Genomic DNA, 13,062 nt, shown 5'->3' with positions numbered 1-13,062 from the left:
CAATCTCCTACAGCCCTCTTGCACTCCGGAATGAAGATGGACATCAAACAACTGAAATTCCTCGTCGCCCTCGATGAGACGCGACACTTCGGTCAGGCGGCGGCGCGTTGTCACATTACCCAGCCGACCTTGTCCATGCGCTTGCGCAGCCTGGAGGAAGAGCTCGATCTGTCGTTGGTCAATCGCGGCCAGCGCTTCGAAGGCTTTACCGCACCGGGCGAGCGGGTATTGGCCTGGGCGCGCACGGTTCTGGCCGCGTATGACGGCCTGCACGCCGAAGCCGCTGCCTGCCGGGGGCATCTGGTGGGGACCTTGCGTCTCGGTGTCGTGCCTTTATCAAGCTTCGACCCGCTGGCGCTGATGCGGCGCATGCACCGGTTGCACCCGAACCTGCGTTTCGAACTGTCGTCGCTCAGTTCCGAGCAAGTGCTGGATCAGTTGGCGAGCAACCAGCTGGATCTGGGTGTGTCGTACATTGAGCGACTGGACAACGAGCGTTTCGAATTACTGCCCCTGGCACAAACCCAAATGGGCCTGCTGTATGACCACCGGCATTTCAGCTTCGGCGAACAGCCGCTGAGCTGGGAAGCGCTGGTCGAACTGCCCCTGGGCCTGCTCACCAGCGGCATGCATTTTCGCCAATCCATCGATCACAATTTTCTTAGCCGCGGCCTGAGCCCGAAACCGCTGTTGCAGACCGATGCCGTGCATCAATTGTTGCAAGCGGTGCATGGCGGTTTCTGCTGCGCGATCATGCCCTTGGAGGGCGGCCTGGAAAGTCTCACCGAACACTTGCGACTGCACCCGATTGCCGACGCGCAAACCCTGGCCCGTCTCGGCCTGATCATGCGCCGTGGGGCGCCACGCTCCGCATTGGCCGAAGCCTGCTTCATTGAGTATCGGACCCTGATTGATGAGTCTTGATCGACACGCTCTATCAGAGGATCAGTACTAACGATTAGACGCAAACCGGCGAGCGCCCCTAGGCTAGGCGCTAATCTGCCGGTACCCCAGCGCTGAGGGATTACCGCCCTGCGATGGAGTACGATAGCGTGGCCAATCACCAACAAGCCGACAAACCCCCAGTCCCGCGATACAAACCCTACAAGGGTGCAGCGGGCGGTTGGGGTGCGCTGATCAGCGTGACCCAAGCGTGGCTGACCAGTGACAACGCGCTGAAAAACCTCCGCATGATGCTCAAGACCAACCAGAATGGCGGCTTTGACTGCCCTGGTTGTGCCTGGGGTGATTCGCCGGAAAGCGGCATGGTCAAGTTTTGCGAAAACGGCGCCAAGGCCGTCAACTGGGAAGCCACCAAGCGCCGCGTCGATGCCTCGTTTTTCGCCCGCTACAGCGTCAGCTCCCTGCTTGAGCAAAGTGATTACTGGCTTGAGTATCAGGGCCGCTTGACCGAGCCGATGCGCTACAACGCCGAAACCGATCGTTATGTACCGGTCAGCTGGGACGAGGCCTTCGCCCTGATCGCCAAGCATCTAAACAACCTGCCAAGCCCGGACATGGCCGAGTTCTATACCTCGGGCCGGGCCAGCAACGAAGCGGCGTACCTGTATCAGCTGTTCGTGCGCGCTTACGGCACCAACAATTTCCCTGACTGTTCGAACATGTGCCACGAAGCCAGTGGTGTGGCGTTGGCGCAGAGCGTTGGCGTCGGTAAAGGCACCGTGACCTTCGACGATTTCGAACACGCCGATGCCATTTTCGTCCTCGGTCAGAACCCTGGCACCAACCACCCACGAATGCTCGAACCGCTGCGTGAAGCAGTGAAACGCGGTGCCCACGTGGTGTGCGTCAACCCGTTGAAAGAACGCGGTCTAGAGCGCTTCCAACATCCGCAGCACCCGATTGAAATGCTGACCAATGGTTCCGAGCCGACCAATACCGCGTACTTCCGTCCTGCGCTGGGTGGCGACATGGCGTTGCTGCGCGGCATGGCCAAGTACCTGCTGCAATGGGAACGCGAGGCTCAGGCTGCCAACGAGCCTGCCGTTTTCGATCATGATTTCCTCAACGAGCACACTGACGGCGTGCTGGATTACCTGGCGGCGGTGGATGACACCTCATGGGAAGAAATCATCCAGCAATCCGGTCTGACCATCGGCGATATCGAAACCTCTGCAAAGATGTACCGCAAGAGCAAGAACGTGATCATGTGCTGGGCGATGGGCATCACTCAGCATAGGCACTCGGTACCGACCATTCAGGAAATCGCCAACCTGATGCTGCTGCGCGGCAACATTGGCAAGCCTGGCGCTGGCCTGTGCCCGGTACGTGGCCACAGTAACGTGCAGGGCGACCGCACCATGGGGATCAACGAGCGCCCGCCGGCGTTCTTCCTCGACTCGCTGGAAAAGCGCTTCCAGTTCAAAGTCCCGCGCAGCAACGGCCACAACGTAGTGGAAGCGATCCACGCAATGCTCGACGGGCGCTCCAAAGTGTTTATCGCCCTGGGCGGTAACTTCGCCCAGGCGACGCCGGACAGCCCGCGCACCTTCCAGGCGCTGAACAACTGCGACCTGACCGTGCAAATCAGCACCAAGCTCAACCGTAGCCATTTGGCCCACGGCAAAGATGCACTGATCCTGCCGTGCTTCGGGCGCACCGATATCGACATGCAAGACGAAGGTCCGCAGGCAGTGACGGTGGAAGACTCTTTCAGCATGGTCCACGCCTCCAACGGCCAGTTGCGCCCGCTGTCCAAACAGATGCGCTCCGAGCCTGCGATCATCGCCGGCATCGCCAATGCCACACTCGGCAAACAGCCGGTGGACTGGTTGTGGTTGACCGCCGATTACCGCCGCATTCGCGACCTGATCGCCGACACCATTCCAGGTTTCAAAGACTTCAACCAACGTCTCGACAATCCAGGTGGTTTCTATCTGGGCAACGCTGCGAGCGAGCGTCGCTGGAACACCCCGTCGACTCGCGCCAACTTCAAGTCCAACGTGTTGCCTCTGGATCTGGTGCACGAAAACGTACGTTCGACCGGCCAGATTCCCGACCTGATCATGCAGTCCATGCGCTCCCACGATCAGTACAACACCACGATCTATGGCCTCGACGACCGCTATCGTGGGGTTAAGGGCCAACGTGATGTGCTGTTCGTCAACGAAGCCGACATCATCCGCCTGGGCTTCAAGCCGGGGCAGAAAGCGGATTTGGTTTCGATCTGGGATGATGGGCTCGAACGTCGGGTCAAGGGCTTCACCCTGCTGGCATTCGATATTCCTGCTGGCCAGGCAGCGGCGTATTACCCTGAAGTGAACCCGCTGGTGCCGCTGGAAAGCGTGGGCGATGGTAGCCATACACCGACGTCGAAATTTGTTGCGATTCGCCTGGAACACGCGGCGGTTAGTCAGCGGATTATGTAAGAAGGCGAACTACTGCTATCGCGGGCAAGCCCGCTCCTACATGATATTTTCAACAGCCTGTAGGAGCGGGCTTGCCCGCGATGCGTCAAGCAATACACTTACGTGAAGTAAAATAGGAGCGAATCTTTCAACTAAAGTTCCCTCTAAAAAACAGCAACTTAGTATATTTTTCAACGCCGTGTTATTCGTCGGATTTAGATTGTTAGTCGTTAGCCGCAGCCTCAGGATCGCGCCGTCATCCACCTGAGGTTCCTATATGAAGTATTCCTCGATTCTGTTGTTGTCCCTGAGTCTGGTCAGTGGTTTTGCGTCTGCGGGCGGCACTGCCGAGGCCGGCGTGGGCGGAGCATTGGGTGGAGTACTGGGCTCGGTTGTAGGCCAACAATTGGGCGGCAGCACAGGTTCGGCAATTGGTGCCGGCCTGGGCGGTGCAGCCGGTGGCGCTGTCGGCGCGAACCGTCACAACCGTGCGGAAGCGGCTATCGGCGGTGGCCTGGGCGCAGCGGGCGGTAACGTGGTCGGCCGCAGCCTTGGCGGCAATACCGGCAGTCTGATCGGCGCAGCCGCAGGCGGTGGTGCTGGCGGCGCACTGGGTAACTACATGGGCAATCAAAGCCGTAACGATGATCGCGGCTACCGTGGTGGTCATGACGATCGTCGCGGCTACCGTGGCGACCACCGTCGCCATCGTCACGACTACGGTCATCACCGTGGTCATCGCCATGAGCATGATCGCGACTGATTGATGGCACGCTTGCGGAGGTAGGCGTTAGACCACTAGTTGCTCTAACGCCCCACGCAAGTTGGCGGGAATCGGCACCGGCCGGTTCGACACCCGGTCAACGAATACATGCACAAACCGCCCCGCCGCGCAGGCTTCCTCTTCGCCCGCCTTAAACACCGCCAATTCGTACTGCACCGAACTATTGCCCAACTTGCCGACCCGGACGCCTACTTCGATCAGGTCTGGATAGGCAATCGAAGCGAAGTAATCGCACGACGAACTCACCACGAACCCCACCACCTCCCCCTCATGAATATCCAGCCCACCGCGCTCGATCAGATAACTGTTCACCGCACTGTCGAAAAAGCTGTAGTAGGTGACGTTATTCACATGCCCGTAGATATCGTTGTCGTGCCACCGCGTGGTGATCGGCTGGAAGTGACGGTAATCGGCGCGTTGCGGGGTTTGATCGGTCATGAACCAGCCTCTGAATGCGAATGAACCGACAGTCTAACCGGATGTGGGAGATTCTATGTTTTCAGACAATACACATAACCCCGTAGGAGCTGCCGCAGGCTGCGATAAGGCCGGAACAGCCTTCGCGATATAGAGTGATCGCAGCCTTCGGCAGCTCCTACAGAGACTTGTATCCGACACAGGTTCTGTACGATGCATTTCAGATGGATTTCTGCAGCCACTCCCGCACCTGCGCATACGGATAATTTTCAAGCGCGGCAAAGCCCTTGATCCCCCGCGCCTTGAGTTTGGTGAACAACGGCACACCGATACCGCAGAGGAATCGAGTCAGGCGCTCTACGCTCGGCGCATGGCCGCTGTAGTCCTGATGCTTGCGGATAAAGTCGCCACACAATCGATCAAAACTCTGTTCCTCCAAGGCCGGTAGCGCGGGCGGCTTTTGCAATACGGCTGGATGTCCGTGGCACACCGAGCAATGCCCACACGGTTGCGGCGCCTTATGATCTCCGAAGTATTGCGCAAGACGCCAACTCAGGCATTGCCCGGAGGCGAAAAAATCCAGCATGGCGTGGATCCGGGCAACTTCCGTGGTTTCGTGCTGCCTGAAATGATCGAACAATTCGAGACTGAGCGCTTCGGGGTCGAAGGCCGAACCGAGCACGCTGTAAACCTCGGTCATCTGTTTACTTTCCAGCTCGATCCAGCTTTTCTCCTGGAAGTAATCCAGCGCCGTCACCACCCGCCCGCGCTCGGCCTGGTGCTGTTGATACAACGCATCGAAATCCACCGTGGCCCAGGTTCTCGCCCGCTCAGAGGTGTTGATAATCGCCTCTACGAACTGCCGTCGCTCGCCCTCGAAGCGTTGCAACAGCTCATTCGGTTCAACCAGAAACTTGAACCGATACTCTGCGAAATACGCGAAGCGCGGGGCGATAATGCCGCGCAACTCAAGCTGCACCAGCAGGGTTTTCAGCGGCAGCTGACGAATATTGCTGCTATCGGCCAAAGGCCCAAGCAGCAACTCCCACTGCCCTTCGGCACTGGCATTGAACACTTCATCGAGCACATGGCGAATGCCAACCTGCTCCGGTGTATCGCCGTAGATGAAGTTTTCCAGCACGTTCAGGCTGTCGCGATTGGCCAACACCAGGCAGTCAGAGGGCTGGCCATCGCGCCCTGCACGGCCGATTTCCTGGCTGTAGTTTTCGATGGATTTAGGCAGATCGAAATGCACCACATTGCGGATGTCGCTCTTGTCGATGCCCATGCCGAAGGCAATGGTGGCAACGATGCAATTGAGCCGGCCGCCCATGAACTGATGCTGGATCGACTCACGCTGCTCATGAGGCAAGCCGGCGTGATAAGCGCTGGCGGCAATACCGTTCTGGCTGAGATGCGCAGCAATTTGCTCGGCGGTTTTCTGCAGGGTCACGTAGACGATGGTCGGCTCATCCGTCCGCGCGCTCAGCCATTCGACCAGCCGTCGACGCTTGTCGTGGCCCGCAATCGGCTCGACCAACAGATTAAGGTTGGGACGATAAAAGCCGGTGGTGACCACGTCGTCAGGCGCTATGGCAAATCTGACCTGCATGTCGAGGATGACCTTCGGCGTGGCGGTAGCCGTCAGCAGCAACACTTGTGGGATATTGAACTGCCGCTGGTAGTCCGGCAGCTTGAGATAGTCCGGACGGAAATTATGGCCCCACTCGGATATGCAGTGCGCTTCGTCCACCACCAGCAACGAAATCGGCACTTGGGCGATGAAATGGCGAAAGCGCTCATTCTTCAGGCGCTCTACGGAAATCATCAGAATCTTCAACTCGCCGGACCGCGCGCGGGACATGACCTCGGCCGCCTCGTCGCGGCTCTGCACTGAGTCGATGCTCGCTGCTGCAATGCCATGCCGCTGCAAGAACGCCAACTGGTCCTGAATCAACGCCAACAGCGGCGAGACTACCAACGTCAGGTGCGGCAACAGCACGGCCGGCAGCTGATAACACAATGATTTGCCCGACCCCGTCGGAAAAATCGCCGCCGCCGAACGCCCTGCCAATACCGCACCGATCGCCGACTCCTGACCCGGGCGAAACTGTGGATAACCGAAAACCTGCTCAAGTGTTTTGTACATGCCGTCACTCCTTTGACCGCCTGAAGACCTCGCGACCATAGCGTGGCTTTCCTGGCGAATCTATAAAAGGCTGTCGCTTCAGCACGACAAACTGAAACAAAAAATCAGATACTCAAATCTGAAAACGATGCGTATTGGCTGCTTCACGGGTCCATAAGCGACTCAATATACCGAAGTCTTGTGGCCGGGGATTAATGAACCTGAAGGCAGCCTCCCGGCTGGCAAGCAAGCGGGTAAAAGAACTCAAAACGCTGTAGCAACGCCGATAAAACGCGGGATTGCCAAGTCACCCGCCGTTTGCAACCAGCCACCTGTCAAAACGCTTAACACGTCTCAAAAAGCACCAGGACTTGCACAGTTGAGCTTCCTTGCAGCGGGATAACTGGCAAACTGATATTGCGCGCATTACCCTGCGCTCAACGACTCGCATAGGAAGCGAAATGGATCACATGAAAAAGCCTGATGACGAAGGCTTGACCCATATTCAACGATTGAGCCCCGATCAATTCGATGTGGTCCTCGGCGCGCATCCCAGCAAGCAAAAAGTCCCGCAGCCAGCGAAGTCCGGGTCTTTCGGCCGCACGCTTGTAGTGCTTACCGCACTGGGGATTGGCGCCTACGCACTCATCCCCCAGTTTCACACCAGCAAGCCTGCGGTCGTCGCCACCAATGCTCAGCCTGCGACCGACGTGCCCAGCGAAACGGTCGCCGTAGTGGCACCTGTCTCCGAGCCAACACCCGTCGCAAAACCGGTTGCTCCCACCGTAGAACCCATCGTTGTTGTCAGCGAGCCAGAGCTTGACTCTGAGCCCGAGCCAGCCGCCACCCCACGCCCAGCCAAACCCGCTCAAGGCATGGTCTCTGCTGCCTACATGGCTGACTTCAAACACGACCTGGCCCACAGCGCGACACCGCAGCGTCGGGTAAAAACAGAAATCGCCACCGCCGAAATCCACGAATGGGACGGCCGCAACCGCTATCGCGCCCAGTGGCGCATCTTCAACAATCACATCGAAGGTGACAGTGTCTGCTTCAACTTTCCGGCCGCCTCCATCGAACATCGCGAGTGCCGCAAAGCCGCGCAGGTATTCTTCAAGGAAGAATGCCGCGAGTGGAGCAAACGCTCGGAAAGTGATCGAGAAGAACAAAGCAAGTTGACGCAAACCCGATATTGCGAGGCGGCGGGGAGCTTTAATCCGGCGGGGTGATGGGTGTCTACGACGGTAATACCGACATAAAAAAACCGCCCCTAAAGGCGGCTTTTTCATTCATCCGGTAACAACCAGATTACAGCTTCGGCCCAGCATTCTTGATCGAGTCGCTAACATCAAACTTCTTGAAGTTCTCGATGAACAAGCCTGCCAAAGCTTTAGCCGCTTCGTCGTAGGCGGCTTTGTCTTCCCACGTGTTGCGTGGGTTCAACAGGCCGGTGTCGACGCCAGGAACCAGCTTCGGCACGTCAAGGTTGACGGTGGCCAGATGCTCGGTTTCGGCACCAATCAACGCGCCGCTCTGGATCGCTGCAATCACGCCACGGGTGGTCGGGATGTTGAAGCGTTTGCCGACGCCGTAGCCGCCGCCGGTCCAGCCGGTATTGACCAGGTAGACTTTCGAGCCAAAACCACGGATGCGCTTGATCAGCAGCTCAGCGTATTCGCCGGCCGGACGCGGGAAGAACGGCGCACCGAAGCAGGTGGAGAAGGTCGACTTGATACCAGCGCCCGAGCCCATTTCAGTAGAGCCAACCAGTGCGGTGTAGCCCGACAGGAAGTGGTAGGCCGCTTGCTCTTCGCTGAGGATCGACACGGGCGGCAGAACGCCGGTCAGGTCGCAGGTCAGGAAGATCACAGCGTTTGGCTCGCCACCGAGGTTTTTCGGTGCGCGTTTTTCGATCAGTTCGCGCGGGTAAGCGGCGCGGCTGTTCTGGGTCAGGCTGTCGTCTGCGTAGTCAGCCTTTTTGTTGGCATCGAGTACGACGTTTTCCAATACTGCGCCGTGCTGAATGGCTTTCCAGATGACAGGCTCGTTCTTCTCGGACAGGTCGATGCACTTGGCATAGCAACCGCCTTCGATGTTGAACACCACGCCCACACCCCAGCCGTGTTCGTCGTCACCGATCAGGTAACGGCTTTCATCAGCCGACAGCGTGGTCTTGCCGGTGCCGGACAGGCCGAAGAACAGGGTAACGTCGCCTTCTTCGCCCATGTTGGCAGCACAGTGCATTGGCAGCACGTCGACTGCTGGCAGCAGGAAGTTCTGTACCGAGAACAGGGCTTTTTTCATTTCGCCGGCGTAACGCATGCCAGCGATCAGCACTTTCTTGGCCGCGAAGTTGATGATCACGGTGCCATCAGAGTTGGTGCCATCGCGCTCTGGTTCGCAGACGAAACCAGGAACGTTGAGAATCTGCCACTCGGTCTTGCCGCCAGCGTTGTACTGACCCTGCTCAGGGTTGATGAACAGGCAACGGCCAAACAGGTTGTGCCAGGCGGTACCGGTGGTCATCTTGACCGGCAGGTAGTGCGCCGGATCAGAACCTACATGAACGTGGGAGACGAAACGTTCGTGCTCACCCAGGAAAGCTTCTACGCGGTTCCACAGCGCATCGAACTTGTCGGCCGGGAACTTGCGGTTGATCGGGCCCCAGGCGATGGCGTCCTGGGTGGTCGGCTCTTCAACGATGAAACGGTCGACTGGCGAACGACCAGTGCGATGACCAGTTCTCACAACGAGTGCGCCGGTATCGGACAGCTCGCCTTCACCGCGATTCAGGGCTTCTTTAACCAGATCATCGATGCTCAGATCGGTGTACACGGCGTTGTTAGCTTGCGTCATGAGGTTCCCCGTCGGCCATTGGCCGAGTGCTCCAAACGTTTTGTAGTAGAAAATTTCGCACTACTACAGCTTAAAAGTGGGCCGGATTATGCCAGAAATGCCCAGAAAAGGTAGAACCCTCCTGTCAGAACAGCAATCTCGCGGCCCAGAGCGCGTTTCAGGCGCCTTAAGACGTTACTTAATGATGCGTGCCGGATGGAGAATCCACACCGCCGCCAGCGAACAGCTGAGCTACGTCAGTGGCATCGAACAAATAACGCTGGTTGCAGAATTGACAGTCGATTTCGATGTGACCGTTGTGCTCAATCACCAGTTGCTGGGCATCTTCCAGACCCAGACTGACCAACGCGTTGCCGGAACGCTCACGCGAGCAGCTGCAACGGAAATGCAGCGGCTGAATATCGAACATACGCACGGCATCTTCGTGGAACAGACGGTGCAGAACCGTTTCATTATCCAGGCTGAGCAGCTCTTCAGCAGTCAACGTGCTGGCCAGCGCAATCACGTGTTGCCAGCTTTCGTCGCGGTCGTCCGGGTCGGTCAGGCGTGCGGCAGGCAATTGCTGTAACAGCAGACCACGCGCTCGCTTGCCATCGGCATGGAGCCAGAAGCGCGTGCCCAACTGCTCGGACAGCTTGAAATAGGCCGTGAAGCATTCCGAAAGGTCAGCACCATCCAGCGCAACCACACCTTGGTAGCGCTTGCCGTGAGTCGGGTCGATGGTCATCGTCAACGTGCCGTCGGGCATCAGATCACGCAAGCCTGCACCTGCCGTGATCAGCGAGGCGTCGTAGCGAGCGATGCCACGGATCTCGCGATCACTGGAAATTTCGACCATCAGTGTCGGAACCGGGCCACTGGAGTTGGCCTGCAGAATCAACAACCCGTCGAATTTCAACGTACCAACCAGCAAGCCGGCAGCCGCAAGCAATTCGCCCAACAGCTGCGCCACAGGCTCCGGGTACGTGTGCTTGGCGAGCACTTCTGCATAGCTGCGCTCAAGGGCCACCAGCTCGCCGCGCACGTCACTTTCTTCAAAAATGAAGCGTTGGGTGTAATCGATATCTGGAAAATCATGCATAAGAAAAGGTATCTGAAGTGATGACAAAATAATGACAGGCGCTTATAAAACGCCGCTTAACACCTAACATCCTTGGTGACGTAATACATGCCGATGCGGCGCATTTTATGAACAATCCCGAACTCTTCCAAGCAAGGTGGAATTTCAGCCGCCTTTTGCTGTGCCATTTTTTCGCTGTGGTGCTGATGTGTTTATGGCTGTGGCCCACGGGCCAAGCCCTCTTCACCGAATCGACGGGTGGCCTTTCCACCTGCTGAACCACCCGCTGAGCGAGAGTGCAGTGTGGCTGGACATCTTGACTGCCGCCAGTATGCGCCCCTTCGACATCGTGGTTGGGCTGATTCTGCTTTCGCTGTTGATCAAAGGTGACCGGGTGATCAAGGCCGTCATGTGCCGGCGTCAGCGTCTGTAAAATCGTGATCGCCGGCAAGCCGGACTGCTACGGAATCAGCGTCCGCGAGGGTTCAATCGTCATTGCTTGAACCACGAAACTGATGGAGTTGCCGACGCTGTTTCTTGGTCGGCCGCCCATCGGTCATGACGCCCAACCCGCCAGCCTTGCGCATGGCCGCAGCGTTTTCTCGTTTGGCGATACTTTCTTCGGTCTCCACGTAGAGTGCCTGCGCTTCCGGTGCACCACGACGCACGGCCGACAGCGCCTTGACCACTACGGTACGCTCGTCGAAACCAGCGCGAATCTGGTACTCATCACCGATATGCGGCTCCTTGCCCGGCTTGCAGCGCTCGCCCCGCCAATGCACTTTGCCGCTTTCTATCGCCGCTTTAGCCAGGGATCGGGTTTTGAAAAAGCGCGCCGCCCAGAGCCATTTGTCCAGTCGAACCTTGTCGTCTTCTTCTGGTTTTTGTGCCATATGAATGCCTCGATCAGGTAATAGACGGAACTGTACTACGACACGCGGAGCACGCGGCAAACCGATCCCCAGTTTAGAATGCAGCACCCCGTAGCTTTGATTCGCGATATCCATCACGATCACGTTCATCAGGCTATCGTTCGGTTGTCGTCAAAATCTGGAATTGCTTTGAAAACATTTGATCACTTAACGGTCGTTGGCCTTCGCGAATGGGTGGCGCTGCCTTCTTTAGGGGTTGCGGGCCTGCGCGCAAAAATCGACACCGGAGCCAGTACTTCAAGCCTACATGCGACGGAGATCGAACCCTTCGAACGCGACGGCGAAAAGTGGGTACGCTTCAACGCGCATCTCGGCACAGTCGTGCAATTGCGCCATCGACGCTGCGAAGCGCTGCTGGTCGCAATGAAAACCATAAAAAGCTCCAACGGTCAGGCGCAGGTCCGCTACGTTATTCGTACAACCTTGGCGCTGGGTGATCGGGTCTGGCCGGTGGAGTTCACGCTGGCCTGTCGCAAAGCCATGCGTTATCGCTTGTTGCTGGGTTCAAAAGCCCTGATCGATGGCCAGTTGGTAGTCAATCCAGGCATCACATACGTTCAAGAAAAACCGGTATTCCCGGCCTCTACTACCTCTGCCACAGGTGTTGCATGAAGATCGCTGTGCTGTCGCGAAATCCGCGTCTGTATTCCACCCGTCGCATGGTCGAAGCGGGGACTGAGCGGGGCCACGAGATGGTGGTGATCGATACCCTCCGTGCCTATATGAACATTGCCAGTCATAAGCCGCAGATTCACTATCGTGGCAAACCGCTGGAAGGCTTTGATGCGGTCATTCCGCGGATCGGCGCTTCGGTGACATTTTATGGCTGCGCGGTACTGCGCCAGTTTGAAATGATGGGCGTTTTCCCGCTCAATGAATCGGTCGCCATTGCTCGCTCGCGGGACAAGCTGCGGTCGCTGCAACTGCTGTCTCGCCGTGGCATCGGCCTGCCAGTGACCGGGTTTGCCCACTCCCCCGACGACATCCCGGACTTGATCCAGATGGTCAACGGCGCACCGCTGGTGATCAAGGTGCTGGAAGGTACTCAGGGGATCGGCGTGGTGCTGTGTGAGACGGCCACTGCGGCTGAATCGGTGATCGAGGCGTTCATGGGCCTCAAGCAGGACATCATGGTTCAGGAGTACATCAAGGAAGCCGGCGGCGCCGATATCCGCTGCTTCGTGGTGGGTGACAAGGTCATCGCTTCGATGAAACGCCAGGCCAAACCGGGAGAGTTCCGCTCGAACCTGCACCGAGGCGGCAGCGCCAGCCTGATCAAGATCACGCCGGAAGAGCGCATGACCGCCATCCGCGCCGCCAAGGTCATGGGCCTGAGCGTAGCGGGCGTAGATATTCTACGGTCCAATCACGGTCCGCTGGTGATGGAAGTGAACTCGTCACCAGGTCTGGAAGGCATCGAAACCACCACCAACAAGGACGTGGCCGGGATGATCATTGAGTACCTGGAGAAGAACAGCGGGCCGCATATGACCCGGACTAAAGGCAAGGGATAACCA

General features: G+C 57.9%; 12 protein-coding genes. 7 read left to right on the top strand and 5 right to left on the bottom strand.

The window, feature by feature from the left end:
* Window positions 1-36: 36 nt before the first annotated feature.
* The 3 genes from ACF0H7_RS00660 (at window position 37) to ACF0H7_RS00650 (ending at window position 4,131) form a co-directional block, all read left to right on the top strand.
* A complete protein-coding gene (locus tag ACF0H7_RS00660; RefSeq protein ID WP_397450933.1) occupies window positions 37-924 on the top strand; it encodes a LysR family transcriptional regulator in 888 nt (295 codons plus the stop codon).
* 113 nt (window positions 925-1,037) lie between these two features.
* Complete coding sequence (locus tag ACF0H7_RS00655; RefSeq protein WP_397450932.1) at window positions 1,038-3,389, top strand: FdhF/YdeP family oxidoreductase; 2,352 nt, start codon at window positions 1,038-1,040, stop codon at window positions 3,387-3,389.
* A 256-nt stretch (window positions 3,390-3,645) separates the two neighbouring features.
* Window positions 3,646-4,131: a glycine zipper domain-containing protein gene (locus ACF0H7_RS00650; protein WP_397450931.1), complete on the top strand. Its 486-nt coding sequence runs from the start codon at window positions 3,646-3,648 to the stop codon at window positions 4,129-4,131.
* A gap of 27 nt (window positions 4,132-4,158) precedes the next feature.
* On the opposite strand, the gene ACF0H7_RS00645 is transcribed toward ACF0H7_RS00650, so the two are convergent.
* Complete coding sequence (locus ACF0H7_RS00645; protein ID WP_397450930.1) at window positions 4,159-4,590, bottom strand: acyl-CoA thioesterase; 432 nt, start codon at window positions 4,588-4,590, stop codon at window positions 4,159-4,161.
* Window positions 4,591-4,789: 199 nt separating this feature from the next.
* The gene (locus ACF0H7_RS00640) at window positions 4,790-6,718 is read right to left on the bottom strand and encodes an ATP-dependent DNA helicase RecQ (RefSeq protein WP_397450929.1); all 1,929 of its coding nucleotides are present in this window, start codon (window positions 6,716-6,718) and stop codon (window positions 4,790-4,792) included.
* A gap of 440 nt (window positions 6,719-7,158) precedes the next feature.
* Here ACF0H7_RS00640 and ACF0H7_RS00635 point away from each other — a divergent pair, with 440 nt between their 5' ends.
* A complete protein-coding gene (locus tag ACF0H7_RS00635) occupies window positions 7,159-7,926 on the top strand; it encodes a hypothetical protein (protein ID WP_397450928.1) in 768 nt (255 codons plus the stop codon).
* Window positions 7,927-8,005: 79 nt separating this feature from the next.
* Here the strand turns inward: ACF0H7_RS00635 and ACF0H7_RS00630 are convergent, their stop codons facing one another.
* Window positions 8,006-9,553, bottom strand: coding sequence for a phosphoenolpyruvate carboxykinase (locus tag ACF0H7_RS00630; RefSeq protein ID WP_397450927.1), 1,548 nt, complete (start codon window positions 9,551-9,553; stop codon window positions 8,006-8,008).
* Between the two features lie 178 nt (window positions 9,554-9,731).
* On the bottom strand, window positions 9,732-10,634 hold the full coding sequence (hslO, locus tag ACF0H7_RS00625; protein ID WP_397450926.1) for an Hsp33 family molecular chaperone HslO: 903 nt from the start codon (window positions 10,632-10,634) through the stop codon (window positions 9,732-9,734).
* A 193-nt stretch (window positions 10,635-10,827) separates the two neighbouring features.
* On the opposite strand from hslO, the gene ACF0H7_RS00620 reads away from it, so the two are divergent.
* Complete coding sequence (locus ACF0H7_RS00620) at window positions 10,828-11,046, top strand: hypothetical protein (protein ID WP_397450925.1); 219 nt, start codon at window positions 10,828-10,830, stop codon at window positions 11,044-11,046.
* A gap of 52 nt (window positions 11,047-11,098) precedes the next feature.
* Here the strand turns inward: ACF0H7_RS00620 and ACF0H7_RS00615 are convergent, their stop codons facing one another.
* A complete protein-coding gene (locus ACF0H7_RS00615; protein ID WP_397453782.1) occupies window positions 11,099-11,506 on the bottom strand; it encodes an RNA-binding S4 domain-containing protein in 408 nt (135 codons plus the stop codon).
* 219 nt (window positions 11,507-11,725) lie between these two features.
* On the opposite strand from ACF0H7_RS00615, the gene ACF0H7_RS00610 reads away from it, so the two are divergent.
* The gene (locus tag ACF0H7_RS00610; protein ID WP_397453780.1) at window positions 11,726-12,157 is read left to right on the top strand and encodes an ATP-dependent zinc protease; all 432 of its coding nucleotides are present in this window, start codon (window positions 11,726-11,728) and stop codon (window positions 12,155-12,157) included.
* Window positions 12,154-13,059, top strand: coding sequence for a 30S ribosomal protein S6--L-glutamate ligase (gene rimK / locus ACF0H7_RS00605; RefSeq protein WP_397450924.1), 906 nt, complete (start codon window positions 12,154-12,156; stop codon window positions 13,057-13,059). Before ACF0H7_RS00610 ends, rimK begins: the two co-directional genes overlap by 4 nt.
* The last annotated feature ends 3 nt before the right edge of the window (window positions 13,060-13,062 follow it).

The organism is Pseudomonas sp. NA-150, from assembly GCF_044336365.1.
GTDB lineage: Bacteria > Pseudomonadota > Gammaproteobacteria > Pseudomonadales > Pseudomonadaceae > Aquipseudomonas.
The sequence above is the reverse complement of the archived record's forward strand: the minus strand, read 5'-3'. Positions and strand labels throughout refer to the sequence as shown.